25 protein-coding genes and 1 pseudogene are annotated in these 26,307 nt (G+C 66.8%); 16 read left to right on the top strand and 10 right to left on the bottom strand.

Going from position 1 to position 26,307, the window contains the following annotated elements; genetic code table 11:
* Positions 1-63 precede the first annotated feature (63 nt).
* Both P5W99_RS16840 and P5W99_RS16835 read left to right on the top strand, forming a co-directional pair.
* Positions 64-1,815 carry an FAD-dependent oxidoreductase gene (locus P5W99_RS16840; RefSeq protein WP_434664492.1) on the top strand — a complete coding sequence of 584 codons (1,752 nt, stop codon included), beginning with the start codon at positions 64-66 and terminating at the stop codon, positions 1,813-1,815.
* Positions 1,808-3,082, top strand: coding sequence for a winged helix-turn-helix domain-containing protein (locus P5W99_RS16835; RefSeq protein ID WP_421026335.1), 1,275 nt, complete (start codon positions 1,808-1,810; stop codon positions 3,080-3,082). Before P5W99_RS16840 ends, P5W99_RS16835 begins: the two co-directional genes overlap by 8 nt.
* Positions 3,083-3,164: 82 nt before the next feature.
* Here P5W99_RS16835 and P5W99_RS16830 read toward each other — a convergent pair whose 3' ends face one another.
* Entirely contained in the window at positions 3,165-3,440 is a 276-nt protein-coding gene (locus tag P5W99_RS16830) for a hypothetical protein (protein ID WP_421026334.1), read from the bottom strand.
* Positions 3,441-4,050: 610 nt separating this feature from the next.
* Here P5W99_RS16830 and P5W99_RS16825 point away from each other — a divergent pair.
* Both P5W99_RS16825 and P5W99_RS16820 read left to right on the top strand, forming a co-directional pair.
* Positions 4,051-4,851: a class I SAM-dependent methyltransferase gene (locus P5W99_RS16825; protein ID WP_421026333.1), complete on the top strand. Its 801-nt coding sequence runs from the start codon at positions 4,051-4,053 to the stop codon at positions 4,849-4,851.
* A gap of 82 nt (positions 4,852-4,933) precedes the next feature.
* Positions 4,934-5,245: a thioredoxin family protein gene (locus P5W99_RS16820; RefSeq protein WP_421026332.1), complete on the top strand. Its 312-nt coding sequence runs from the start codon at positions 4,934-4,936 to the stop codon at positions 5,243-5,245.
* A 54-nt stretch (positions 5,246-5,299) separates the two neighbouring features.
* Here the strand turns inward: P5W99_RS16820 and hpaR are convergent, their stop codons facing one another.
* Positions 5,300-5,695, bottom strand: coding sequence for a homoprotocatechuate degradation operon regulator HpaR (hpaR, locus tag P5W99_RS16815; RefSeq protein WP_421027049.1), 396 nt, complete (start codon positions 5,693-5,695; stop codon positions 5,300-5,302).
* A 172-nt stretch (positions 5,696-5,867) separates the two neighbouring features.
* Between hpaR and P5W99_RS16810 the strand changes: the two genes are divergently transcribed.
* The 8 genes from P5W99_RS16810 to P5W99_RS16775 are packed head-to-tail and all read left to right on the top strand — an operon-like array spanning position 5,868 to position 12,860.
* Entirely contained in the window at positions 5,868-6,650 is a 783-nt protein-coding gene (locus tag P5W99_RS16810; protein ID WP_434663926.1) for a fumarylacetoacetate hydrolase family protein, read from the top strand.
* On the top strand, positions 6,647-7,426 hold the full coding sequence (locus tag P5W99_RS16805; protein WP_421026330.1) for a fumarylacetoacetate hydrolase family protein: 780 nt from the start codon (positions 6,647-6,649) through the stop codon (positions 7,424-7,426). Before P5W99_RS16810 ends, P5W99_RS16805 begins: the two co-directional genes overlap by 4 nt.
* 11 nt (positions 7,427-7,437) lie before the next feature.
* Entirely contained in the window at positions 7,438-8,895 is a 1,458-nt protein-coding gene (hpaE, locus tag P5W99_RS16800; RefSeq protein ID WP_421026329.1) for a 5-carboxymethyl-2-hydroxymuconate semialdehyde dehydrogenase, read from the top strand.
* A gap of 14 nt (positions 8,896-8,909) precedes the next feature.
* Positions 8,910-9,773, top strand: a complete 864-nt coding sequence (gene hpaD, locus P5W99_RS16795; protein WP_421026328.1) for a 3,4-dihydroxyphenylacetate 2,3-dioxygenase — start codon at positions 8,910-8,912, stop codon at positions 9,771-9,773.
* An 18-nt stretch (positions 9,774-9,791) separates the two neighbouring features.
* Positions 9,792-10,193, top strand: coding sequence for a 5-carboxymethyl-2-hydroxymuconate Delta-isomerase (locus P5W99_RS16790; protein WP_421026327.1), 402 nt, complete (start codon positions 9,792-9,794; stop codon positions 10,191-10,193).
* Between the two features lie 30 nt (positions 10,194-10,223).
* Positions 10,224-11,027, top strand: a complete 804-nt coding sequence (gene hpaH / locus P5W99_RS16785) for a 2-oxo-hept-4-ene-1,7-dioate hydratase (RefSeq protein WP_421026326.1) — start codon at positions 10,224-10,226, stop codon at positions 11,025-11,027.
* 39 nt (positions 11,028-11,066) lie between these two features.
* Positions 11,067-11,840, top strand: a complete 774-nt coding sequence (locus P5W99_RS16780; RefSeq protein WP_421026325.1) for a class II aldolase/adducin family protein — start codon at positions 11,067-11,069, stop codon at positions 11,838-11,840.
* A 3-nt stretch (positions 11,841-11,843) separates the two neighbouring features.
* The gene (locus P5W99_RS16775; RefSeq protein ID WP_421026324.1) at positions 11,844-12,860 is read left to right on the top strand and encodes a 2-dehydropantoate 2-reductase; all 1,017 of its coding nucleotides are present in this window, start codon (positions 11,844-11,846) and stop codon (positions 12,858-12,860) included.
* 10 nt (positions 12,861-12,870) lie between these two features.
* On the opposite strand, the gene P5W99_RS16770 is transcribed toward P5W99_RS16775, so the two are convergent.
* Entirely contained in the window at positions 12,871-14,163 is a 1,293-nt protein-coding gene (locus tag P5W99_RS16770) for an MFS transporter (RefSeq protein WP_421026323.1), read from the bottom strand.
* Between the two features lie 446 nt (positions 14,164-14,609).
* Between P5W99_RS16770 and P5W99_RS16765 the strand changes: the two genes are divergently transcribed.
* From P5W99_RS16765 to P5W99_RS16755, 3 genes are all read left to right on the top strand, one after another.
* A complete protein-coding gene (locus P5W99_RS16765; RefSeq protein WP_434663921.1) occupies positions 14,610-17,345 on the top strand; it encodes a mechanosensitive ion channel family protein in 2,736 nt (911 codons plus the stop codon).
* 523 nt (positions 17,346-17,868) lie between these two features.
* Positions 17,869-18,267: a VOC family protein gene (locus P5W99_RS16760; RefSeq protein WP_421026321.1), complete on the top strand. Its 399-nt coding sequence runs from the start codon at positions 17,869-17,871 to the stop codon at positions 18,265-18,267.
* An 8-nt stretch (positions 18,268-18,275) separates the two neighbouring features.
* The gene (locus tag P5W99_RS16755; RefSeq protein WP_421026320.1) at positions 18,276-18,689 is read left to right on the top strand and encodes a hypothetical protein; all 414 of its coding nucleotides are present in this window, start codon (positions 18,276-18,278) and stop codon (positions 18,687-18,689) included.
* 37 nt (positions 18,690-18,726) lie between these two features.
* Here P5W99_RS16755 and P5W99_RS16750 read toward each other — a convergent pair whose 3' ends face one another.
* From P5W99_RS16750 to P5W99_RS16720, 7 genes and pseudogenes are all read right to left on the bottom strand, one after another.
* Positions 18,727-20,061: an ABC transporter ATP-binding protein gene (locus tag P5W99_RS16750; protein WP_421026319.1), complete on the bottom strand. Its 1,335-nt coding sequence runs from the start codon at positions 20,059-20,061 to the stop codon at positions 18,727-18,729.
* 13 nt (positions 20,062-20,074) lie between these two features.
* Entirely contained in the window at positions 20,075-21,826 is a 1,752-nt protein-coding gene (locus tag P5W99_RS16745) for an ABC transporter permease (protein ID WP_421026318.1), read from the bottom strand.
* A gap of 863 nt (positions 21,827-22,689) precedes the next feature.
* The gene (locus P5W99_RS16740; RefSeq protein WP_421026317.1) at positions 22,690-23,145 is read right to left on the bottom strand and encodes a hypothetical protein; all 456 of its coding nucleotides are present in this window, start codon (positions 23,143-23,145) and stop codon (positions 22,690-22,692) included.
* 186 nt (positions 23,146-23,331) lie between these two features.
* Positions 23,332-23,784 (bottom strand): zinc-finger-containing protein, encoded by a 453-nt coding sequence (locus P5W99_RS16735; protein ID WP_421026316.1) that lies wholly within the window; start codon positions 23,782-23,784, stop codon positions 23,332-23,334.
* A 230-nt stretch (positions 23,785-24,014) separates the two neighbouring features.
* Entirely contained in the window at positions 24,015-24,413 is a 399-nt protein-coding gene (locus P5W99_RS16730) for a winged helix-turn-helix domain-containing protein (protein ID WP_421026315.1), read from the bottom strand.
* Positions 24,414-24,459: 46 nt separating this feature from the next.
* Positions 24,460-24,759, bottom strand: a pseudogene (locus P5W99_RS16725) (nitrogen fixation protein NifQ); the annotation flags it as partial.
* Between the two features lie 38 nt (positions 24,760-24,797).
* On the bottom strand, positions 24,798-25,226 hold the full coding sequence (locus tag P5W99_RS16720) for a TOBE domain-containing protein (RefSeq protein ID WP_421026314.1): 429 nt from the start codon (positions 25,224-25,226) through the stop codon (positions 24,798-24,800).
* 196 nt (positions 25,227-25,422) lie between these two features.
* Between P5W99_RS16720 and P5W99_RS16715 the strand changes: the two genes are divergently transcribed.
* A complete protein-coding gene (locus P5W99_RS16715) occupies positions 25,423-26,307 on the top strand; it encodes an extracellular solute-binding protein (RefSeq protein ID WP_421026313.1) in 885 nt (294 codons plus the stop codon).

The raw sequence follows: 26,307 nt of genomic DNA, 5'->3' as shown, positions 1-26,307 counted from the left end.
TCGCGCCGCCGCGCGCATGAGGAGAACCGCCTGATGGGCGCTATTGCAACCGACGCATCCGCGATGCCTCTGCGCGAGGCCTCGAACTCCACGTTTTCCGACACGCGGCCGCAACCCGCCGAGGCGCCCTTCTCGACGCTCTCCACGCGGCGCCACCAGATGTTCCCCATCCTCTCCGACGAGGAGATCGCGCGGCTCTCGCGCTTCGGCGAGCGGCGTCACTGGGCGCCGGGCGAGTTGCTGTTCCAGACCGGCACGACTGGCCCAGGCATGTTCGTGCTGCTGTCCGGCCACGTGAAGGTGTTGCAGCGCGATGGGCTTGGACGCGAGCGGATCATCAACGAGCATGGGGCCGGCAGCTTCCTCGCCGAAGTGGGCCAGCTCTCCGGCGGTCCGTCGCTGGTGGACGGCCTGGCGCTCGAGCCTGTCGAGGCGCTGCTGATTGCTCCCGAGCGCTTGCGCGCGGCCATCGTCGCCGAAGCCGAGCTCGGCGAGCGCATCGTGCGGGCGCTAATCCTGCGGCGCGTCGCGCTGATCGAGAAAGGCGCGGGCGGCCCGATTCTGGTCGGCAAGCACGACGACCCCAGCATGCTCTCGCTTCAGGGCTTTCTCTCGCGCAACGGCCATCCGTACTCGGTGTTCGACGAGCGCGACGAAAGCAGCATGCTCTGCGTGATCGAGCGCTTCGCGGCGCGCGCCGAGGACCTGCCGCTCGTGATCTGCCCGGACGGCACGGTGCTGCGCCATCCCGCCTCGCCCGAGCTCGCCACCTGCCTCGGCCTGCTGCCCGACCTCGACGGCGAGCGCGTCTACGACGTGGCCGTGGTGGGCGCCGGCCCGGCAGGCCTCGCGACCGCGGTGTACGCGGCCTCCGAAGGCCTTTCGGTGATCGTGCTCGACGCGCGCGCGCCCGGCGGCCAGGCGGGCGCCAGCTCGCGCATCGAGAACTACCTCGGCTTTCCCACCGGCATCTCGGGCCAGGCGCTCGCGGGCCGCGCGTTCGTGCAGGCGCAGAAGTTCGGCGCCCATGTGGCCATCCCGGTCATGGTGCGCAAGCTCTATTGCAACGAAGCGCCGCGCCGCCTCGAAACCTGCAGCGGCAACGTGCGTGCGCGCACCGTCGTGATCGCGAGCGGCGCGAAGTACCGGCAGCCCGCGATCGACGGGCTCGACCGCTACACGGGGCGCGGCGTCTATTACTGGGCCTCGCCGGTCGAGGCGAAGCTCTGCAAGCACGAGAACGTCGTGCTGGTGGGCGGCGGCAACTCGGCGGGCCAGGCGATCGTCTATCTGTCCTCGCACGCGCGCCATATCGACGTGCTGATCCGCAAGTCCGGCTTCGAATCGACGATGTCGCGCTATCTGATCGACCGCATCGCCTCGCTGCCCAACGTCACCGTGCATCCATCGTGCGAGGTCGGCGCGCTGGAGGACGACGAGGCGGGGCTCGCGGCCATCCGCCTGAAAGCGCCGTGCCCTGTGTCGGGCGCGGAGCGCATCGACGCACGCCATCTGTTCCTCTTCACGGGCGCGGACCCCAACACCGGCTGGCTGCACGCATGCGGCGTGGCGCTCGACATGAACGGTTTCGTGCTCACCGGCGCCAACGACACCTCGTGCAGCCTCGCCACCTCGGTCGACGGCATCTACGCGATCGGCGATGCGCGCGCCGGCTCGACCAAGCGCGTTGCGGCGGCGGTGGGCGAAGGCGCCGCCGTGGTCGCGCAGATTCACCAGTGGCTGAGCGAAGCCAGCGTGCCGCGCGCGACCGTGACGCCCGCGGCCATGGCCGCGATGGCGGGCCTGCATGCGTGACGAGGCGGCGCTCGACATCGCAGCCGAGGCCAGCGCGCAACCATCTCGCACCACCGTGACGCTGCCGCTCGCCGCGGCGCGCACGCTCCATCTCGCGGCCCAAGGGCTGCTCGCGCCGCCGCGCCGCAAGGCCACCGCGGACGACGTGCTCGCCGCCATCCGCCGCATGGCGCAACTGCAAATCGACACGATTCACGTGGTCGCGCGCAGTCCGTATTTCGTGCTGTTCAGCCGCATCGGCCCTTACGACACGCGCTGGCTCGACGCGCATCTCGCCGAAGGCCGGCTCTTCGAATACTGGTCCCACGAGGCCTGCTTCGTGCCGATCGAGGACTACGGCCTGCTGCGCCATCGCATGCTCGACCCGTCGGGCATGGGCTGGAAATATCCGGCCGAATGGCATGCGAAGCATCGCCGCGAGATCGATGCGCTGCTCGAACGCATCCGCGCGAACGGTCCCGTGCGCTCTGCCGACTTCGCGAGAGAAAAAGGAGAAAAAGGCAGCGGCTGGTGGGACTGGAAGCCCGAGAAGCGCCATCTGGAGGTGCTGTTCGCGACCGGCGCGCTGATGGTGGCCAAGCGCCGTAATTTTCAGCGCGTCTACGACGTGACCGAGCGCGTGCTGCCCGACTGGAGCGACGCGCGCGATCTGCCCGCGCGCGCCGACGCCGAGCGCACGCTGCTGCTGCGCACCTGCCAGGCGCTGGGCGTGATCCGCACCGACTGGGCCGCCGACTACTACCGCCTGCCCCGCCGCCCGTATGCCGAGGCGCTGCACGCGCTCGCCGACGCGGGCGAACTCGTGCCCGTGCGCGTGGAAGACTGGAAGCACGATGCGTTCGTGCATCGCGATTTCGCGCCGCTCATCGACGACGCCGCGAGCGGCGCGCTGGCCTCGACGGCCACCACGCTGCTCTCACCTTTCGATCCGGTCGTATGGGAGCGCAAGCGCGCGACGGCGTTATTCGGCTTCGATTACGCAATCGAATGCTATCTGCCCGCGCACAAGCGCAAATACGGTTACTTCGTACTGCCTATCTTGAGCCGCGGTAAACTGATCGGCCGCGCCGATGCGAAGGCGCATCGCGCCCAGGCGGTATTCGAGTTGAAGTCGCTGCATCTGGAGCCGGGCGTGCGCGTGAGCGGCCGTCTCGTGAGCGATCTGCGGCGCGCGCTGCAACGTTGCGCGGACTGGCACGGCACGCCGGCATTGCGGATCGGCGAGGCGCCGCACGGGCTGGCCGCCGCGTTGCTCGCCGAACCTTGAATCTTGAAACCTCAAAGCGAAGCGCGGGCGGCGTGTACGTTGCACACGCCGCCCGCGCGGTTTTGCGTAGCGCCTGGGTTACTCAGCGCTCCAGCTTCACGCGCAGCTCGCGCGCCGCTTCAAGCAAGCCTTCATAGCCCGAGCGTGCATGTTCGGGCAGGTCAGGGTCGCCCACCAGCGCGCCCAGCGTCTCGATCAGGCTGAAGAGGAGGCCCTTGGCCGCGCCCCTCGCGATGCTGCCGCTCTTCACCCCTTCGTCGACGTGCGACAACGCCGCGTTGAGATTCTCCAGATCGTGCTTCTGCGCGTCGCCGCCTGCCGCTTGAGCGTCATCCTTTTGCGTGTCGTCGCTCGTCATGATGAACCGTTTCCCCTTGCTGGTACTTCGTGGAAAAAAAATCCCGCACTGCTGTTATATACCCATCGCAAGCAGTCGTCCATTGGCCGCCGCCGGGGTTGCCTGGCGGCCTGGCAGCGCCGCGGGCGGGTCCCGAATCTTCTCACCTTTGTGCCCATCCTGCCGGTGCGTGCGCCGCTCACGCTTGCCAAGGCTCATGGCGAGCGTCAAGAAAAGCCCTGAAAACAAGCGCCGGTTCGATCGCTTCCCGGCAAGTTTCCTGGCAAGCCGGTTGCGTGCGAGCCGGCTTCCGGAACATCCCGGAAACGCTCACCCTTGTGCAATGGAGACGCATTCGAGCGCGGGTTTCAGCGCTCGGCAACGCCAGGCGACACACCCGCGTATCCGGCGCTTCGTTGCACATTCCCCCTTGTTTCATGGCACTTTCTCTGTGGGGACATGATGGAAACACGACGCGCACGGAACCTGGACGGTGCGCTCGCGCGCAGCGTTTCGCTCACTCCTGAAAACACTCACCTTTGCGGCAAACGCATGCTCGTTCGCCTTGACGCGCCCCTCGCACATCCCCAGACTGAGCGAGTCCGCCGCGAACCCGATCATCCAAGAGCCCATGAACCCGGTCACGCCCTTCATTCCCGAACGCTTTCACAACGCCGCGCCGCATTACCTGAGCGGCCGCCCAGCGTACTCGCCGGCACTGATTCGCCGCGTCGCGCAGCGCGCCGGCCTGGACGGCACGCAGCGCCTGCTCGACCTCGGCTGCGGCCCCGGCCAGCTCTCGCTCGCCTTCGCAAGCTGGGTGAGCAGCGCCGTGGCGATTGACCCCGAGCCCGCCATGCTCGAAGTCGCGGCGCAACTCGGCGCGGGCATTGCGCCGAACATCGAGTACCGCCGCGGCAGTTCGTTTGAGCTCTCGCCCGCACTCGGCACCTTCGATCTGGCGGTGATCGGGCGCGCGTTTCACTGGATGGATCGCGTGGACACGCTCGCGCGGCTCGACGCGATCCTCGGCGAGCGGGGCGCCGTCACGCTCTTCAACACCACGCATCTCGACGACCCGCAGCGCCCCTGGGCCGCGCACTATCGTGACCTGCTCGACCGTTACGCCAATACCGATCCCGCGCGCGAAATGCGCCGCTCGCCGAACTGGGAGAGTCACACCGACGTGCTCGCGCGCTCGGCGTTCGCCGCCATCGAGCGCATTTCGGTGATCGAGTACCGGCGCGTGAGCGCGGAGCAGTTGAAGGCGCGCCCGCTCTCGATGTCGAGCCTCGCGCGCGAGCGCCTCGGCGATCAGCTCGACACGCTGCTCGCCGAAATCGACGCCATCGCCGCCGCGCATGGCGACGATGGCTGGCTCATCGAGCGCATCGAGTCGACCGCGACGATTGCCACGCGCGCGCTCGCCTGAGCGGCGCACGGCGCCATGCGGCGCCGCCAGCGCGCGGTGGCCGCCTGCGGTATCGTATGACGTCGACTTGAAAGGAGATCCAATGAGCTACGCCACCAAAGCCCCGGCCCGCCAGGAAATCGATGCGCTGAGCGGTCTCGCCGTGCTCGAATTCGGCACCGACTGGTGCGGGTATTGCCAGGGCGCGCAGCCCGTGATTGGCGATGCGTTCGCGAAGCACCCGGGCGTGCGTCGCATCAAGGTGGAAGACGGTCCGGGCCGCCCACTCGGCCGATCGTTTCGCGTGAAGCTGTGGCCCACGCTGATCTTCCTGCGCGACGGCGCAGAAGTCGCGCGCGTGGTGCGCCCTGGCGCAGCGGCCGAACTCGATGCGGCGTTCGCGGCGCTCGGCTGAGCGCACACCTTTTCAGAGCCGGCGCTAGAGCATTGTCAGGCGCCGCGCGCGCATTCACTCGAGCCCGGCCAGCAAATCGTCGATGGCCCGATATACACGCCCCACGACCTCCGTCCCCACCTCCGCTTCCAGCGTCTTGTAGCGCGCCTCCAGATCCTTCGAAATCGCCTTCACGAGCTGGTGGCTCTTCTTCGTGAGCTTCACGAGCACGCGCCGCTGGTCGTCGGCAAAGCGCTCCTTCGTCACGAGGCCCAGCGCCTCCATGCGCGCAAGCACGCCCGCCATGCTCGGGCTCGAAATCGTGCACAAATCGGAGATCTGACGCGGCTCCAGCGGCCCGCTCTCGTTGAGCGCGCGAATCACGCGCCACTGCTGCTCCGTGAGCCCATGCGCCGTGATCAACGGACGAAAGCGCTCCATCATCTTTTCGCGCGCGCGCAGCAGCAGCATGGGCAGATTGCGGTGCGCGACGCGCGTGGACATGCGGGAGGAATCGGACATGGTGGCTTGGTTCACTTCATTCCAGGGGAAACCCGCGAAATCTTCGTCGATGGTTGACGCTCGATCATAGCAAGCGCAGACTTACTTACATATTAGTATTTCCGGGAACACGAGTCACGACATGTTTTCACTGGCCGACCACCTGCTGCATCTCGAAGGCGAGGCGCTGCCGCGCGACGTGAGCACAAGTGCGGCGCGCGCGCTGCTGGCCGGTGGCGCCCGCTGCCGCGCCCCCATTCCCGGCGCCGTGTACGGCACGCTGCTCAACGACAGCGCCGCGCTGGAAGCCCTGGGCGACGCCATGAACGCCGCGCCCTACAAGGCGCCGCCTCGCGCGCCCATCCTCTATCTCAAGCCGCGCAATACCCTCGCCGGCCATGGCGCGCGCGTGAGCGTGCCGGACGCGCAAGGCGTGCAGGTTGGCGCGTCGCTGGGCATCGTGATCGGCCGGACCGCCACGCGCGTCGCGCCGGGCGAAGCGCTCGATTACATCGCGGGCTATGCGCTGGTCGCCGACCTCAGTGTGCCGCACGAGAGCGTCTATCGCCCGTCCGTGCGCTTTCGCGCTCGCGACGGCTTCTGCGTGATCGGCCCGACGGTGCAGGCGCGCAGGCATGTCGCCGATCCGGACCGGCTCGCGATCCACGTCGACGTCGAGGGCACGCCGCGCTTCAGCGCAAATACGTCCACCTGCGTGCGCGGCGTCGCGCGATTGCTCGCGGACGTCACCGATTTCATGACGCTCTCGCCTGGCGACGTGCTCACGCTCGGCGTGCCGCACGGCGCGCCCGTCGTGTATTCCGGTGCGCGCGCAACCATTTCCATTGCGGACTGGCCCGCCCTTGCCATCGAATTCATTGTGCCAACTGCGGCGCCAACTTCGGCGCAAGGAGCCGCAGCATGATGCGAGGACGCGTTGCCTACGCAGGCGCCATCCACGAAGCGAGACCCGAAGGTCCGCTGGAAAATGCGCGCGTGCGCCTGGCCGATGGCCGCGTGCGTGATGAGCATGAAGTGGTCTGGCTCGCGCCGTTCGAGCCAGGCACGATCTTCGCGCTGGGCCTGAACTACGCCGAGCACGCCAAAGAGCTGCAATTCACGAAGCAGGACGAGCCGCTCGTGTTCCTCAAGGGGCCGGGCAGCGTGATCGGGCATCGCGGCGTCACGCGCCGCCCCGCCGATGTCGCCTTCATGCACTACGAATGCGAGCTCGCAGTGGTGATCGGCCGCACGGCGCAGGACGTGAAGTGCGAAGACGCGATGCAGCACGTCGCCGGCTACACCATCGCCAACGATTACGCGATCCGCGATTATCTGGAGAACTACTATCGCCCGAACCTGCGCGTGAAAAATCGCGACGGCGGCACCGTGCTCGGGCCATGGTTCGTCGATGCCGCCGATATCGCCGACATCAACGCGCTCGAACTGCGCACGTACGTGAACGGCGAATTGAAGCAGCGCGGCAACACGCGCGACCTCGTCACCGGCATCGCCGAGCTGATTGAGTATTTGAGCGGCTTCATGACGCTCGCGCCCGGCGACGTGATTCTCACGGGCACGCCCGAAGGCGTCGTCAACGTGAATGCCGGCGACGAAGTGATTTGCGAAATCGACGGCCTCGGCCGTCTTGTCAATACGATCGCGTCCGACGCCGAGTTCGGCCGCGCTTCCACGCAGTAAGCGAGAACCCCATGCGCATCGAACACCTGATCGACGGCCGCGCCCATGCGGGGCGCGACTATTTCGAGACCGTGAATCCCGCGAACCAGCAGGTGCTCGCGGAAGTCGCGCGCGGCGGCGCGGAGGAAATCGACCTTGCCGTGCGCGCCGCAAAAAATGCCTTTCCTGCGTGGGCCGCAAAGCCGGCGGCGGAGCGCGCGAAATGCGTGCGCAAACTGGGTGAGCTGATTGCGAAGAACGTGCCCGAGATCGCGCAAACGGAAACGCAGGACACCGGACAGACTATTTCGCAAACGGGCAAGCAGCTCGTGCCGCGCGCCGCCGACAACTTCACCTACTTCGCCGAAATGTGCACGGCGGTGGACGGCCATACCTACCCCACCAGCACGCACCTGAACTACACGCTGTTTCATCCCGTGGGCGTATGCGCGCTCATCTCGCCCTGGAACGTGCCGTTCATGACGGCCACGTGGAAGGTCGCGCCCTGCCTCGCGTTCGGCAACACCGCCGTGCTCAAGATGAGCGAGCTTTCGCCGCTCACAGCCGCCATGCTCGGCCAGCTTGCGCTCGAATCTGGCATTCCATCAGGCGTGCTTAACGTCGTGCACGGCTTCGGCAAGGAAACGGGCGAGCCGCTCGTCGCGCACCCCGGCGTGCGCGCCGTTTCGTTCACGGGATCGACGGCTACCGGCAACCGTATCGTGCAGACCGCGGGCCTCAAGAAGTTTTCGATGGAGCTGGGCGGCAAGTCGCCGTTCGTGATCTTCGATGACGCCGATTTCGAGCGCGCGCTCGACGCCGCCGTGTTCATGATCTTCTCGAACAACGGCGAACGCTGCACGGCGGGCTCGCGCATTCTCGTGCAGCGCTCGATCTACGCGCAGTTCGCCGCGCGCTTCGTCGAGCGCGCGAAGCGCATCGCGGTGGGCGATCCGCTCGACGAAAATACCGTGGTCGGCCCGATGATCAGCCAGGGCCATCTCGCCAAGGTGCGCAGCTATATCGAGCTCGGGCCGAAGGAAGGCGCAACGCTCGCGTGCGGCGGGCTCGATGCGCTCGCACTGCCCGATGCCCTGAAACAGGGCAATTTCGTGCAGCCCACGGTGTTCGTCGATGTCGATAACCGCATGCGCATCGCGCAGGAAGAGATCTTCGGGCCGGTTGCATGCCTGATTCCGTTCGACGACGAAGCCGATGCCATTCGCCTCTCGAACGACATCGCCTATGGCCTGTCGAGCTACGTGTGGACCGAGAACACGGGGCGCGCGCTGCGCGTGGCCGCCGCTGTCGAAGCTGGCATGTGCTTCGTGAACAGCCAGAACGTGCGCGATCTGCGCCAGCCGTTCGGCGGCTCGAAGGCTTCCGGCGTGGGCCGCGAGGGCGGCACCTGGAGCTACGAAGTGTTTCTCGAACCGAAAAATGTGTGCGTGTCGATGGGCTCGCATCCCATTCCGCGCTGGGGCGTTTAAATAGGGAAGCCGCAATGGGCAAACTCGCGCTGGCCGCCAAGATCACCCACGTGCCGTCGATGTACCTCTCCGAGCTCGACGGGCCGCACAAGGGCTGCCGCCAGGCGGCCATCGACGGCCACCGCGAAATCGGCCGGCGCTGCCGCGAGCTCGGCGTTGACACGGTCGTCGTTTTCGACGTGCACTGGCTCGTGAACAGCGAATATCACATCAACTGCGCGCCGCGTTTCGAAGGCAATTACACGAGCAACGAGCTGCCGCATTTCATCAAGAACATGCCATACGCGTACCCGGGCAATCCCGCGCTCGGCCACCTGCTTGCCGATGTCGCCAATGAATTGGGCGTAAAGAGCCGCGCGCACAGCGAGACCACGCTGGACCTCGAATACGGCACGCTCGTGCCGATGCGCTACATGAACGCCGACCAGCACTTCAAAACGGTGTCCGTCGCGGGCTGGTGCATGTGGCACGACCTCGCCACGAGCGCGCGCTTCGGCCTCGCGGTGCGCCGGGCCATCGAGGAACGCTACGACGGCACCGTCGCGATTCTCGCGAGCGGATCGCTGAGCCACCATTTCGCGAACAACGGCACGGCCGAGCAGTTCATGCACAAGGTCTGGGACCCGTTCCTCGAAGCCACGGACCGCCATGTGGTCTCGCTCTGGGAACGCGGCGACTGGACCACCTTTTGCGGAATGCTGCCGCTCTACGCCGAAAAATGCTGGGGCGAAGGCGGCATGCACGACACCGCAATGCTGCTGGGTGCGCTCGGCTGGGACCGCTACGCAGGCCGCGCCGAAGTCGTCACGCCGTATTTCGGCAGTTCCGGCACCGGGCAGATCAACGCGGTTTTTCCGGTCACGCCGCTGCCCGCCTGAATTTCGAAGGAGCATCTCGTGCCGCATCTCACCCTTGAATACAGCGCCAATCTCGCCGATGAAGCAAACATCGGCGAACTGTGCGCCACGCTCGCACACGTGCTCGACTCGCAACGCGACGCGAGCGGCGCACGCGTGTACCCGCGTGGCGGCATCCGCACGCGCGCACTGCGCTGCGAGCAGTACTTCGTCGCCGATGGTGATCCGCACAACGCCTTCCTGCACGGCTGCCTGAAGATCGGCGCGGGCCGCGCGCCCGAGGTACGCCGCGCCACCGGCGATGCGCTCTTCGAAGCCATCAAGCAGCACTTTGCCGTAGCGTTCGCCGCGCACGGGCTCGCGCTTTCGCTGGAAATCGTCGAGTTCGGCGAAGAAGGCGCATGGAAGCACAACAACCTGCATGCCCGGCTCAAGACCTGAGCGCTTGCATCGCAACCATCGGGAATAGATATGCTGGATCCGCAACGCATTCGCGAGCTGGCCGCGCAGCTCGACGAAGCCGAACGCACGCGCACGCAGTTGCGCCACTTCTCACGCGCCCATCCGTCGATGACGATCGACGACGGCTACGCGATCCAGCGCGAATGGGTCAAGCTCAAGCTCGCGGCGGGCCACATGATCAAGGGCCGCAAAATCGGCCTCACGTCGCGCGCGATGCAGCGCGCCTCACAAATCGACGAGCCCGATTATGCGCCGCTGCTCGACAGCATGTTCATCGAGACCGGCAGCGACATTCCTGCTGCGCGCTTCATCGTGCCGCGCGTGGAAGTGGAGCTCGCGTTCGTGCTGGGCCGTGCGCTGCAAGGGCCGCACGTCACGTTATTCGACGTGCTCGATGCCACCGCTTATGTCACGCCCGCGATCGAGATCATCGACGCGCGCATCGAGCAGTTCGACCGCGAAACGAAGGCGCCGCGCAAGGTGTTCGACACGATCTCGGACTTCGCCGCGAACGCGGGCGTGGTGCTGGGCGGCCGCCCGGTGAAGCCGCTCGACGTCGACCTGCGCTGGGTGGGCGCGCTGCTCTACAAGAACGGCGCAGTCGAGGAGAGCGGACTGGCCGCCGCCGTGCTCAATCATCCGGCCACCGGCGTGGCCTGGCTCGCGAACCGGATCGCGCGCCACGACGAGCGCCTCGAAGCCGGCGACGTAATCCTGAGCGGCTCGTTCACCGCGCCCATTACCGCGCGCGCGGGCGACACCTTCCATGCCGACTACGGGCCGCTTGGCGGCATCGGCTTCCATTTCGTCTGATATCGTTGCCGTCGCGCCAACTCAAAACGGAGACGCCCCATGAGCGCAACCCCCGACGAAGCCGCTCGCCCCGACTGGTGCGAGCCGCAGGAATGGGCCGCACGCGTGAAGCTCGCGGCCACCTACCGCGTATTCCACCTGCTGGGCTGGACCGAGCTGGTCTTCAATCACATCACGCTGCGCGTGCCTGGTCCTGCGAAGCATTTCCTGATCAATCCGTTCGGCCTCGCGTATGACGAGATCAAGGCGTCGAACCTCGTGAAGGTCGATCTGGACGGCCAGATCCTGAGCACCGGCGAGTATCCGATCAACCCGGCCGGCTTCGTGATCCACAGCGCGATTCACGCCCATGTGGACGACGCGCATTGCGTGATGCACACGCACACCACGGCCGGCCTCGCCGTCGCGTGCATGGAAAGCGGCCTCGCATACACGAACTTCTATTCGGCGCAGTTGCACGGCATGGTGGCTTATCACGACTTCGAAGGCATCACCGTGCACGACGAAGAAAAGCCGCGGCTGTTGAAATCGATGGGCGACCGCCGCCTGCTGATCCTGCGCAATCACGGCCTGCTCGCGCATGGCACGAGCCTCGCGCACGCGTTCGTGCTGCTCTGGACGCTCAACCGCGCGTGCGAGATCCAGTGCGTCACCGACTCGATGCGCGGCCAGACCATTCCCATCGACCCGGCCATCACCGCGCGCTCCACGCGCGACGCGCTGCAGTTCTCGCCCGCGCATGGCGCAGGCGAGAACGTGCTCGCGGCGCTGATCCGGCGCGTGGAGCGCATCGACCCTTCATACAAGGAGTAAGCCGTGAATGCCCCACAACGCACCATCACGGTAGTTGGCGCCGGCGCGATCGGCGGCCTCATTGCGGCACGGCTCGCGCGCGCGGATAACCGCGCACAGATCAACGTGCTCGCGCGCGGCGCGCATCTCGAAGCCATCCGCCGCGACGGCCTCACGATACTCGAGGAAGATTCGCGCTACACGGCCCGCGTGAACGCCACCGACAACGCCGCCGCGCTCGGCGCGCAGGACATCGTGTTCGTCTGCCTCAAGGGCCAGGCGCTGGTGCAGGCCGCCGCCTCGCTGGTGCCGCTCGTTGGACCGCACACGCATATCGTCTCCGCGATGAACGGCGTGCCGTGGTGGTTCCTCGCCGAGTTCGGCGGCGCCCACGGCGCGGGCCGCGACCGTCACCTCGAATCCGTCGATCCGGGCGGCGCAGTGTCGGCGGCGCTGCCGCCCGCGCAAGCATCGGGCTGCGTCGTGCATCTCTCGTCGTCGATTGCGGGACCCGGCGTGATCCGCAAGGGCCGTGGCAATCTGCTGATCGTGGGCGGCGCTTCGCAGCGCACGCCGGCGCACGCCAACGAAGCGTGCGCGCTGCTCGTGCAAGCGGGCTTCGAAGTCCAGGCCACCGGGCAGATCCAGCATGAAATCTGGGCCAAGCTCTGGGGCAACATGACGATGAACCCCATCAGCGCGCTCACGCGTTCGAGCGCCGACGTGATCCTCGACGACCCGCTGACCGTGAGCCTCGTGAAAGCAGTCATGGCCGAAGCCCGCGCGATAGGCGAGGCGTTCGGCATCGGCCTTGCCATGAGCATCGACGAGCGCAATGCCATCACGCGCAAGCTGGGCGCGTTCAAGACTTCCATGCTGCAAGACGTGGAAGCCGGCCGCACGCTCGAAGTGGAGGCGCTGCTGGGCGCGCCCTATGAACTCGCGCAGCGCGCGGGGGTGGCCGCGCCGGCGCTCGGCATGCTTTACGGCCTCGCGCGCCAGCTCGATGCAAATCTGGAGGCGGCGCGCCGGGCCGCTTAGAACGCCGCCCTCAATCCTCCAGCGGCTTGCCGGTGAGGTCGCGAATGAATGGCAGCGTGAGGCACGAAAGCGCCACGCACACCATCACGTACCAGGCGGGCGCGTGCAGGTCGCCCGTGAGCTTGATGAGCCAGGTGGCAATGGCCTGCGCGAAGCCGCCGAAGATCGCCACGCCCACGCTATAGACGATGGCCATGCCCGTCGCGCGCACCGCACGCGGGAACATCTCGGGCAGCATCGTGATGGCGGGCGCGGCCTGCAACGCGAGCAGCACGCTCAGGCCGCCCACGGTGATGAGCAGGCGCGCCGCGTCCGGGCCGGTAGAAAGCCACTGGAACGCCGGCCAGATCAACACCACCACGGCGAGGCGCGGCCAGAACACCAGCGCGCGCCGGCTGATGCGGTCGGAGAGCAGCCCCGCGAGCGGCCCGACCACGAAGGTCACCACGCCGGACACGAGGCCCGCCAGCAGCGCCGTGGTCGCGGGCACCTTCAGCTCGTGAATCGCGTAGGTGGGCATGTAGAACGTAACGACATAGGCAATCACCGTCGACCCCATCGTGAGCAGCGTGCCCAGCAGCGCGCGGCGCCAGTGGTCGCGCAGCACCGTGATCACTGGCATGCGCACGGCGCACGCGGCTGGGCTCCCCTGCTCCTCCAGACGGCGGCGGATCCACATGCCGAGCGGCGCAATCGCCACGCCCATCAGGAACGGCACGCGCCAGCCCCATGCGAGCAGGGTGTCGGGATGCAGGAACATCGTCAGGAGTCCCGCCATCAGCGCGCCGAACGACACGCCAAGGCCCTGGCTCGCGAACTGGTAGCTGCCAAGCAGCCCGCGATTGGCCGGCGTGCCCGCCTCGATCAGGAGCGTGGTGGAAGCGCCCACCTCCCCGCCCGCGGAAAAGCCCTGCAGCAGCCGCGCGAACACGATGATGATGGGCGCCGCCACGCCGATTTGCGCATAGGTGGGCGCAAGGCCGATCAGCGCGCAACCCAGCGCCATCATGAAGATGGTGAGCGTCATGGCGGGCTTGCGTCCGGCGCGGTCCGCATACGCGCCGATCACCACGCCGCCGAGCGGGCGCATCACGAAGCCCACGCCGAAGGTCGCCACCGAGGCGAGCAGTTGCCCGTAGCTCGACATGGTGGGAAAGAACAGCTTGCCGATCGTGAGCGCGAAGAAGCTGTAGACCGTGAAGTCGAAGAACTCGAGCGCATTGCCGATGGTGGCCGCGAATATCAATTGTTTGCGGCTCAGCTTGCCCTTGCTCGCTGCGCTGCTCATGCTGGCGCTGTTCATCGGCTGTCTCCGTTGGCCGCTGCGCGGCCTGGTTGAAGTGTCGTGCAACGGTAGCACTGGTGGCATATCCCGCGCCACTGATCAAAACCCATGCCGCCGCCCAGTTCGCAGTCGGCTCGCTGGATTGGCTGTTAGTTGCAATATTATGAATCAGCAGAACATCATCAGCAATCCGTATCGTGCAGGCGCGGCCCCTTCGGCTGGCGCGCGAAGCAGGAAAAGCGCAAGCCTTGGCGCGCGTCGACGCCCGTGTCCTAAATCAGCGTTGATTGATCCCGGCACAACGGGTGCGCTCCGCGCGCCTGAAACGCCGCCGCACGGCGCATACTCTGGGCCCTCACGCCGCGCGTGCCGTCGCGTCCATGACCTGCTCCGCGAAATCGGGGCACAAGACTTGCGCACGCACGGCGATTACGATTCGATATCGCTTTCCTCCCATGCCCAGGATGTCTCTTTCTTCCCGCTTACAGTCGCGTGCCGCGCAATGCCGCAACACGCTGATTGCCGCCTTCGCCTGCATGTTGCTGCTTGTCCTGCCCGGCGCCGCGCCGTGCAGCGAGGCGGCGCCCGCCACCGCCTCGCCAGCGAACCCCGCCGCGCCCGTCGTGCTGACGCCCGCGCAGGCGAACGCGGCCTTGCGAGTGCTCGACGATCCGGTCCAGCGTGCGCACGTGACGGACACGCTGCGCGCGATCGCCGCCGCGGGCGCGCTCGCCACGCCAGCCTCGGCCGCCACGGCGGCTACAGCGAGCGCCAACGCCGCCGCAGCGGCATCGGCGGCCAGCAGCACCGCGGCGTCCGCGCCGCTCGCGAACGCGTTGCGCTCGAATGGCCTCGTGCTGCAAATCGCCGACGGTGCCGCGCGCGGCGTGCAGGCCGTCGGCCAGCGACTGCTGCGCACGCGCGCGGCGCTCTTCGACGTTGCGTCCGCACGCGATTGGTGGAGCGCCCGCATCGGCACGCCGCAAGGCCACGCGATGCTGCTCTCGCTGTTGCGCGTGCTGCTGCTCACGCTCGTGCCGGCGCTCGCGATCGAGGCGTTCCTGCGCCGCGTGATTGGCAAGCCGCGCCGTGCAATCGTCGAGCATGCGGCGGTCACGCAGGATGCGGACGAGGCTCGAGGCACGGACGGCAGCCCAGCGGTGGAGTCGAATGCCGCAGATGCGCCCGATACAAAGGATTCCTCATCTTCAGCGTCTGAAGCAGCCGGCGTGGGGCCGGCAAAAACCGATCAGGCCACCCTGCGTGCCGCTGCCGGCATGGCGCCCGCCGCCACGCCCCCTCACACTGACACCAGCCTCGACGAGCACGCCAGCGCAAGAGCCAGCGCCCTCACCGCCGAGGCCGACAACGCCTCCGGGCAGCGCATCGCCTCGCTCGCGCGCGAAGCGCGTCACCGCATCCGCGGCGCGCAGCACTGGCGCCTGCTCAAGCGCCTGCCCTGGACGCTGCTCGTTGCCCTGCTCGAACTCGTGCCCGTAATCGCATTCGGGCTGTGCGCCGCCGGCGTGCTCTCGCTGCTGAGCCCCGCGGACGCCGCGCCCGCCGCCGCCGTCGGCCAGGTCGTCGACACGTGGGTGGTCTGCCGTATCATCGTCGCCATCGGCAACATGCTCTTTGCGCCCGACGCCGACGCCCTGCGGCTCATGCCGCTCTCCGGCACCTGGGCCGCATTCGCGCAGCGCTGGGTCGAGCGCATCGTCGTGATCGGCGGCGTGGGCGGCGCGCTCGGGGGCGCGGTGCCGCTCGGCATGACCGAGGACACGCATCTCGCCCTGCTCAAGCTCATCATCCTGTTCGCGCACGTCGCGCTCGCCGTGGCCATTCTGCAATGCCGCCAGCCGGTGGCCGCGGCCATCCGCAAGTCGGCCGCCGAACGCAGCTCGTTCGCGTATCTGGTGCACTGGTTCGCCGACATCTGGGCCGCTGCGGCCGTCTTCGTCGTCATGGCGCTGTGGTTCGTCTGGGCGCTCGACCTGCGCGGCGGCTACCGCGAGCTCGTGCGCGCCGGCGGCATCTCGCTCGCCGTGCTGCTCGCCGCGCGCATGGTGGCCATCGTCACGCTCGGCGCGCTCGGCCGCATGTTCGACCCGAGCGGCAACGGCAAGAACATGACGATCGCGCAGCGCCGCGCGTATCGCTACTACCCGGCGCTGCGGCGCATCGTGGTCACCGTGCTATGGATCGTCACGCTCGACATCCTGATGCGCGTATGGGGCCTGCATCCGGGCCGCCTCATCGCGAACGCGTCCATCGGGCACCTGATCGGCTCCGCGTTGCTGACGATCGCCATCGCCGTCGCCGTGGCCATCGTGATCTGGGAAGCCGCGAACGGCGCAGCCGAGCGGCGCCTGAACGCGTGGACCGATGCCGGCGACTTCGTGCGCGCCGCGCGCCTGCGCACGCTGCTGCCGATGTTCCGCACCACGCTGTTCGTCGCGATCCTCGTGGTGGTCGGACTCACGGCGCTCTCGCAGCTCGGCGTGAACACCGCGCCATTGATTGCGGGCGCAAGCATCTTCGGCGTGGCGCTCGGCTTCGGCTCGCAAAAGCTCGTGCAGGACTTCATCACGGGCATCTTCCTGCTCACCGAGAACGCCATGCAGGTGGGCGACTGGGTCACGGTCGCGGGCGTTTCGGGCACCGTCGAATTTCTCTCGATCCGCACGGTGCGCCTGCGCGGCGGCGACGGCTCGCTCTACACCGTGCCGTTCAGCTCGGTGACGACGGTGAACAACACGAACCGCGGCATCGGCAATGCGGCGGTGAAGGTGTTGATCGCGCATGGCGCGGACCTGCAGCGCGCCATCGATACGCTCAAGGAAATCGGCGCGGAGATCCGCAACGACGAGGCGTACAAGAAGGGCATCCTCGGCGACTTCGCGTATTGGGGCGTGGATCAGGTGGATGGCGCGAGCGTGACGCTGGTGGGGCAGATGCAGTGCAAGGACTCGGCGAGATGGGGCGTGCAGCGCGAGTTCAACCGGCGCGTGCTGGCGCGCTTCACGGAGCGTGGCATCGAGCTGGCGAATCCGCAGCGCAGTTTTTTGATTGGGCGCGCGAGTGGAAGCGATGTGGAAGGGCGCATGTACGGCGATGACCGGCGTGCATCGGGGGATGAAGATGACGATGGCGGCACGGCGTGCCGCCCGCGCAATGAAGCGCGTGGCAAGCCGAATTGAAGCCGGGGTCGGTGCGCGGCTCGCGTGAGCCGGTCTCACCTTCGTAGTGCTTCGCAGGCGTTCCCGAAAATGCTCACCTCTAGCGGCGCCGGGCCGTTGCCGCGCGTCCCGCTCGCGGCGGAGTTTTCAGTCCAATCAATGACCTACGTGTGGCGTGAAGCGGCCAGGCAGTCGCTTCGTCACCGCTCCCGAAGAAGCTCACCTTTACATGAACACGGTCGGGAGAGCTTCGCGGCTCGTTCGCACCGAACATGAATCGGCGGCCCCGTCCGTCCCTTCGGAACGTGAGCCCAACTATGGCCGTCGTAGTGGTAGAAGCTGCACTTGCCGCAATTTTCGTCGACCGTGAGAATAGAAACCGCTTTCCCATCCTGCTTGAAACCATAGGTGCCGGCGAGGCTTGCGTGCTGTTACCGCAGCACACCTCATCGCGACGAGCCGAATCAGCGTTGCGCCAATAAACGCTGTAACCGCACATGCAAAGACTGGATCGCGGCAGGACTCCCGAACAGGAATCGACAATATGATTTCGCATGTCTACGTAGGCGTTAACGACTTTGAACGCGCCTTCCAGTTCTACTCACTCGTCATGCGCGAGCTGGGACACAAGCTGAAGTTTTGCGAGGCCGATAAACCGTGGGCAGGCTGGATGGCCGAGGGCACGCCGCGCCCCCTCTTTCTTATCGGCAGCCCCTACGACGGCAACCCCGCCGAATGCGGCAACGGCCAGATGGTCGCGTTGCTTGCACCGGATCGCCGCTCGGTCGACAACGCATACGCCAGCGCGATGACTCACGGGGGTGCCAGCGAAGGCGCTCCCGGCTTGCGGGTTCACTACCACCCCAATTATTACGGTGCATACTTTCGGGATCCGGAAGGCAACAAGATCTGCGTGTGTTGCCACGATCCCGTAGCCCAGTAGATTTTTTTGTGAACCCGCGCATCCCTCCCCCTTTGCCGCCCGAATGGCCCTTCCCGCCGAGTCGCGATGTCACTGGCCGGACCTTCGGCGATCTGGTCGCGCTTCGATATCTCGGCGCCGGTGCATGGCTCTGGAAGTGCCGTTGCGGCGACTACGTGAGCGCTGCGCTGGATGCGGTGGAGCGCGGCCAGACGCGGGATTGCGGCTGCCGCGAGCAGCGCCGCGTGTGGCGATCCCGGCCGGGCTCGCGGGCGCTGCGGGGCGGTGAGGTATTCGGCCAGTTGACGACGGATCGCTATCTCGGCGACGGCCTGTGGCTTTGCCGGTGCGAATGCGGGGGTGAAGTGAGAGTGAGCGCCGGGCGCCTGCGCCTGGGTCAGGCGCGCTCGTGCGGCCGCTGCTTTGGCGCTTCGACCGGCTGAGCGGCGCGGTTCGCTCAGCCGGCATGACCAGCGATGATCAAGCCTCGACATCCTCGAGACTGAAAATCTCCGACTGATCGTTATACGAAAAGATCTCGCCGTAACGACCCCAGTCGATCACCGTATCGAGCGTCTCTTCCGCCGCCACGTCGGAGAGAAAGTCTTCGAGCTCCTGCTCGAAGCGCACGCGCGGGGCACGATGCCCCGGACGCTCGTTGAGCACCTTCTTGATACGCGCCGCGAGCGGCACATTGCGCAGCAGATGGTCGGCGAACATCAGCTTGCGCGCCTGCGTGCCCATCTCCGCGAACACGCGCGCGGGCGGCGTGAGCAGCAGATCGCCGTCGCGCACGTCGGCGAAACCCAGCTGTTGCAGCACCTCCGCGATCGGGAACAGGTCGTCCACTTCGAGATGCAGCGAGCGCGCGATTTCCGGCATGTCGGCGCGGCCGTGATAAGGCGCCGCCGCCAGCGTCTCGATCAAGCCCGCCATCAGGTTCGTGGAAACGTCCGGCAAACGGCTGCCCACTTCGAGGCGCCGCTGCGAGGCCTCGGCGGCTTCGCGCGCGGTCATCTTCGCGTAGATCTCGTCGACGAGCTTGCGGAACGCCGGGTCCAGGCGGTTGCGCGGGTGCTTGAACGGCACCTTGATCTCGGCCACCACGCGCCCCGGATTCGACGACAACACCAGAATGCGGTCGCACATGAACACCGCTTCCTCGATGTTGTGCGTGACGATCAGCATCGACTTGATCGGCATGCGGCCTTGCGTCCACAGGTCGAGCAAATCGGTGCGCAGCGTTTCGGCGGTCAGCACGTCGAGCGCCGAGAACGGCTCGTCCATCAGCATGAGCATCGGGTCCACCACGAGCGCGCGCGCGAAGCCCACGCGCTGGCGCATGCCGCCCGAAAGCTCGCGCGGGTAGGCATTTTCGAAGCCGTCCAGACCAATCAGGTCGATGGCGGCCAGCGCCCGCTCGCGGCGCTCGCGCGCGCCCACGCCCTGCGCTTCGAGGCCCGCTTCCACGTTCTGCAGCACCGTGAGCCACGGAAACAGCGCGAAGGTCTGGAACACCATCGAGACGCCTTCGGCCGGCCCTTCGAGCGGCTTGCCGAGCCAGTTCACTTCGCCCGATGTGGCCTCGATCAGGCCGGAAATGATGCGCAAAAGCGTGGACTTGCCCGAGCCCGAGCGGCCGAGCAGCCCGACGATTTCGCCTTCGCGCAGCGTGAGATTGACGTCGTCGAGCACGAGGCGCTCGTCGTCCTTCTTCGCGAAGCCGCGCGATACGTGCTTCACGGCGAGCACTTCCTGGCCCGGCACGGGACGCATCGGCAGCAGGTCGGATGAGACGATCCTGGGATTCAGCATGATTTACTCCATCTCAATCGAGCCGCAGCCGGGACTCGGCGAACGTGTACATCGGACGCCAGAGCACGCGGTTGAACAGCGTAACGAACAGGGACATCATCGCGATGCCCAGAATGATCTTCGGGAAGTCGCCGGCTGCCGTCATCTGCGCGATATACGCGCCCAAGCCGTGCGCCTGGAGCCTGGTGTCGCCCCACTGCACGAACTCGGACACGATGCTCGCGTTCCACGCGCCGCCCGACGCCGTGATCGCCCCCGTGACGTAGTACGGGAAGATGCCCGGCAGCATCGCCTGACGCCACCATTGCCAGCCGCGAATGCGAAAGTTCTTTGCCGCTTCCTTGTAATCGTTGGGATAAGCCGTTGCGCCCGCAATCACATTGAAGAGGATGTACCACTGCGTGCCGAGCACGATCAGCGGCGAGAGCCAGATGTCCGGGTTCAGGTGGAAGCGCACGATCACGATCACGAACACCGGGAACAGCAGGTTCGCCGGGAACGCCGCGAGGAACTGCGCGAGCGGCTGCACCTTTTCGGCAAGCGCCGGACGCAGGCCGATCAGCACGCCGAGCGGCACCCAGATCACCGAGGCAATCGCGATCAGCAGCACCACTCGCAACAGCGTGATGAGGCCGAGCACGAACACATGGCCGACTTCGTCGAGCGTGACGCCGGTGCGCACGAACGCGACCACGCGCCAGACCACGTAGACCGTAAGCACGATCACGAACACGGCCCAGACGATGTCAGCCACGCGCGAGCGCTTCGTGAGCACCGCGCTTGCCGCGGGCATGGCTTTCGGCAGCCGGATGCGAATCGGCACGCGCGCGAGCGTGGCCAGCAAAAAGCCCATCGGCACGAGCGACTGATGAATCAGATGCGTGCGGCGAATCAGGTCGAGCAGCCACGACTCGGGCGCGTCGCCCGAAGAGGTGTTCTCCATGCGGAACTTGTCGGCCCACGCCACCAGCGGGCGGAACAGGAACTGGTCGTAGGCCAGGATCACCACGGTCATCGTGAGAATCACCCAGCCCACCGCGTGCAGGTTCTTCTCCGTGATCGCCTGCGCCAGGTACGCGCCGATGCCCGGCAGCGTGATCGTGTTGTTGCCCACCGTGATCGCCTCGGAGGCCACCACGAAGAACCAGCCGCCCGACATCGACATCATCATGTTCCAGATGAGGCCCGGCATCGAGAACGGCACTTCGAGCTTCCAGAAACGCTGCCAGCCCGTGAGGTGAAAGCCGCGCGAGACTTCGTCCAGATCGCGCGGCACCGTGCGCAGCGACTGGTAGAAGCTGAAGGTCATGTTCCACGCCTGGCTCGTGAAGATCGCGAAGATCGCCGCAAGCTCCGCGCCCAGCACGCGCGAGGGAAACAGCGCGAGAAAGAAGGTGACCGTGAACGAGATGTAGCCGAGCACCGGCACCGACTGCAGGATGTCGAGGATCGGCACCAGCACCTGGCCCGCGCGCCGGCTCTTGGCCGCGAGCGTGCCGTAGACCAGCGTGAACGCGAGCGAGGCGACCATGGCCGCGAGCATGCGCAGCGTGGTGCGCATGGCGTACTCGGGCAGGTTGGCCGGGTCGAGCGAGATCGTCTGCGTCTTGAGCGTGGCGATGGGCGCCATGGTCTCGTGAAAGCCCACCACGGCCATGGCGATCAAACAGATGATCAGCGGGAACGCCACGAAGTCCCAGCGATTGGGCAGCACGCGCCACGCCGAGGCGTTGGCCGTACGGTTCAGGTTGAATCTGAACTCCATCAGCAGCCTCCCGGGGCGAATAACAGGTTGAACTGATTCATGTCTTGAAGCACCAGCGTTTCTGGATGTTGCGGCTTGTTGCGGCCTGTTTGCTGCTATTTGGCTCTTATCCGCCCTTGCGCCCCGCAACGCGCGGCGCGCCAGTCCGGCCAGCGCGCGGCGAGTCCCGAATGGCGGCAAGGCAAAGCGGCTGGCGCGCGCTGGCGGGCGCCGATCGCATCGGCCTGGGCCGAGCACCACGCAAGTGGCGGTCCGTGCCTCGCGCCGCATCGCTGCGATGCGCGCCATGAACGGACCGTGCCGCGAGCGAGAAAGTCGCTCACGGCGCAATGTCGGCCCTGCGCGGCGCGCGATAGAAACGCGGCTGCGCCGGGTCGACGCTAATTAAAGTGCACGGAAATGACTGCTAGACGCGCACCGTCTGCCTGGCTGGCAAGACGGCGGCTGAAAGAAAGGGAGCGCGGACGTCGTGCCAGTCAGGCAGCGAAACTATTCGAAGATCGACAACTGCTACTGTCCAAGGCGTCAGCCCCTTTTGTTAAGACGGGCGAATTTTAGTCACGCCCACTGCCGGAAGTCAACACGATTCGCGCCGCCCGTCAAATCTCGTGCCAATGCCGCCACGTGGCCACTGCACGGCACTTGCGCTCGCATCGCCGCGGCGCGGGACGATGCGCTGGACACCCTCGCTGCATCCGGCCCTGTTTGCCGGCGATACATAAGCAATTGAGGTCTCGTGGCGGCGATTCCTGTGCGGACGGACCGATTGAAACGAACCGGTCAGACAGCTCAGGCGGGATCGGCCGGCAGCCTCGCAGATGGCCCGCAATGCGCGTGCCCATCCGAGCGCCTGGCCGCCTGTGTCAGGCTTGCTTGCGCATCGGCTGCCTGGAATCGCCCGCGCGCATGCGCTCCAGCCGCTCGCTGGCCTCGGCCAGCACCCAGAATGGCGCGCTCTGCAACTGCTGGTCGTAGATGCCGACGATCGTCCTGACCGCCTCGAACCCGGATTCATCGAGCCGCCACACGCTCTCGGCCGCGCCGCGCGCGAAGCATGCGAGGATCGCCTCGTCGGCGCAGCGGACCTGCTCGGAGGTCAGCGCGCCGTAGCCCGCGCCAGCAATCGATTGCGCGAGCACGTGCGCATGCAGGAGCGCCTGCGCGTCGTGCTGCGTGCCGCCCGCGCGCAGCGAAGCGAGCGCCAGATGCAGCTGCAGCGCGAGTTCGTCCGCGCTCGCGCGCGGCATCGGCAGCAACTCGGCCTTATGCCGCCGGGCGCGGGTGGTCTTGTGCTGCGGAAAAGGGATCGTCTTGGCCATGTCGCCCATCGGTATCGAGTCAGGTGCGTTTGCAGCTTCATTAACGGCACGCAGCGGCCAAGGTTGAGCGCCGCCGCTCAAGATCGATGTAACAGTCAGTGGCAGGCCGGCGCGCGAAGCGCCGGTGGCGTGCACGCGACGCCCTATGCGAATCTGTGGTGGGAAGCCCCATCTCCTCTGCCCGCGCTAGCGCGCGTCGTCGGGCGAGCGGCGCGCGGCCATGAAGGCTTCCACGTGGCGGATGGCCGCCTCGCACTGTTCGAGTGTCAGATGGTGGATCGACGGATTCGGCAGCTCGAAGCCGAGTTCCCCGGCCACCCAGCGCAACGCGCGTCCGCGCGCCTCGAAGACGTTCACCTTGTCGCGCCGCACCTTGGCGGCGACGAGCGGCTCGAGCGCGTCGTGCAGGCGGCTCTTGGCGTCGCGCAGCGCGGCGTTGGCGAGCCGCCCGAGCGGCACGTTGCGGGTGCTGCGCGCAGGCACGCCAATCCAGGCCTCGCAGGCCGCGCAGACCCAGAGGGGGCCATGGTCGTCGCGATACGGATAGGCTTCCTCGCCGTAACGGGCGAGCAGCGCCTTTGCGCCGCAGTAGTCGCACAGCGGCTGCGGCAGCGCCTTGACGGGGCGGCCTACGCGCATGCGCGGCTCCCGCGGGCGAAATTCGATGGTTCCATAGACTTGCTTGCGATGCGGTTGGATCGCGGTTCGGTAATTGCCGGGTGAACGCGAAAAACTTCAAAACGCGCCCATCGACTAAAGGATACCGGGAAACCGCCAGCGAGCGGCACCCTGGCCGGATGGCCCAGGCCGAATCGCACAGGCCGAATCGCACGGGCCGGATGGCCCAAGCCAGATGGCCGAGGTGCGGGTCAACTCTTGACGAGCTTCTTCAGCGCTTCGATCTCGGGCGCGCACACGGCAGCGGCGCGCGCCTCGATGCCGCGATAGAGCCGGATGATCTCTTCGCCCACGGGCGTGAGCGTGCTGCCTCCGCCGCTTTGTCCGCCGTGTTCGGACACGGTGGCCGGCGACGCGAGCGCGCGATTGAGCTCGTCCATGAGGAGCCACGCGCGCCGATACGACATGTTCAGGCTGCGCGCCGCAGCTGAAATCGAGCCCTGCTCGCGCACGGCCTCCAGCAGTTGCACCTTGCCTGGCCCGAGCGCGATGGTGTCGTCATGAATGACACGCATGCGAAAACGCACTTCAGGCGCGCTGCGCGGCGTTGGCGTGGCGGCCTCGATCTGATTTTTCTTCGCGGAGGTCATGGGCGCCAGCATACACGATGGCCCAAGCCATGATGGCCCGCGCCGTTCAATGCCCCAAGGGAAAGCAGAAGCCAAAATCCTCGCAGCCGGGGCACCCCGGCGCAGGTCCCGGCACGCCGCCCGTGGCCCGCGCCAGTTCGCGCGCGAGCAGCTTCTTCCAGCGCAAGCCTTCGCGATTGCGCGCGACCACCTGGGGGAAAAAGCGCGTGAGCATTTGCGTGACGTCGTCGCGGCCGGCGAGCCCCAGATCGCGCCACAGGCGATCGGGACGCAGGCACGCGTGCGCGAGTATCGTGGCGAGACACTGGGCATCGGCGGCGGCGACGTCGGGCCAGGCCCCGGTCATGTCCGCCGCCGTTGCCGCGCGCCTCGCACGTCAGCTAGTCAGGCGTCCACGCCCACGATCACGCTCGACGCCTTGAACAGCGCCGCCGCCGACTTGCCCGCCGCGAGACCGAGGCGGTCCACGCTGTCGTTCGTGACGATGGCCGCGATCTGCGCGCCGGCCGCCGACGCGATCACGACCTCTGCGTTCACCGCGCCCTTCGTGACCGAAGCGACGGTGCCCGCGACGACGTTGCGCGTGGAAACCTTGCTGGCGTCGCCGTCGACCATCACGATCACCGACGAAGCCTTCACGAGCGCAAAGGCGCTCTTGCCGGCCGCGAGACCCAGCGAAGCGGCGCTGCCGTGCGTGATGATGGCAACGATCTCGAGGCCGCCGTCGACGCGCAGCGTGACTTCATCGTTGACTGCGCCGGCCTTGACCGCGGCGATCTGGCCAGAGAAGTGATTGCGTGCGCTGGTACGCATGAAAGCCTCCATATAGATGACGAAATTGATCGACGAAAGCGCCGGCGCGAGTCCGAATGCAGGCGCCCAGTGTAGCGGCGCTGCCGGGGCATGCACAGCGGTTATCGGGAACGTTGACCATCCGGCCAGGCGCATGGCGTGAAACCGTCAGTCCGTCGTAATATATGCACCTTTATAACGCTACGGGGTAGAAGAGATGATCCGCAAGCTGATCGCGTCCGTCGTGGTGCTGTCCGGCGTGCTCGCCACGAGCACGGGCGCGTTCGCGGCCGACCACAGCGATGTCAACGTGCTGTACGCAGGCTCGCTCGTGAACCTGATGGAAAAGAGCGTGGGGCCGGCATTCGAGAAGGAAACGGGCCTGCATTTCAAGGGCTACGCGGGCGGCTCGAACAAGATCGCCAATGAAGTGAAAGGCAAGTTGCGCCGTGGCGACGTGTTCATCAGCGCGAGCCCGAAGGTCAACGCGAACCTCATGGGCGACTCGAACGGCAATCATGTTTCGTGGTACGTGAATTTCGCCGAGTCGCCGCTCCTGATCGGCTACAACCCGAAGAGCCGTTTCGCCGCCGACTTCAAGACGAAGAAGTGGGACGCCGTGCTGCGTGAGCCCGGCATCCGCATTGGCCGCACCGATCCCAAGCTCGACCCGAAGGGCGCATTCACGGTCGAGCTCATGACGAAGGCGGCCCAGGCGTACAACCAGCCCGACCTCGTCGAAAAGACGCTCGGCGCACCGGAGAATCCCGCTCAGGTGCTGCCGGAGGAAACGCTCGTGGGCCGTCTGCAGTCGGGCCAGCTCGACGCGGGCTTCTTTTACTCGACCGAAACGTCGGACCTGAAGATTCCGTCGATCCATCCCGCGCCCGAACTGGGGATCAAGGCGAGCTACACGCTCACGATCCTCAACGACGCGCCCAATAGCGCGGGCGCTGCGCGCTTCGTCAACTTCCTGCTGAGCGCCGAAGGCCGCAAGCTGCTCGCCGAGCACGGCGTGGATATCAAGAAGCCCACGGTCAATGGCAACGCCCAGGGCATGCCGTCGGCGGTGCAGGCCGTGATCGACGCCGCACAGCAATGA

The organism is Paraburkholderia sp. A3BS-1L (assembly GCF_051125215.1).
Lineage (GTDB): Bacteria > Pseudomonadota > Gammaproteobacteria > Burkholderiales > Burkholderiaceae > Paraburkholderia.
Note: the sequence above shows the minus strand (reverse complement) of the source record. Positions and strands in the feature narration are given on the sequence as shown.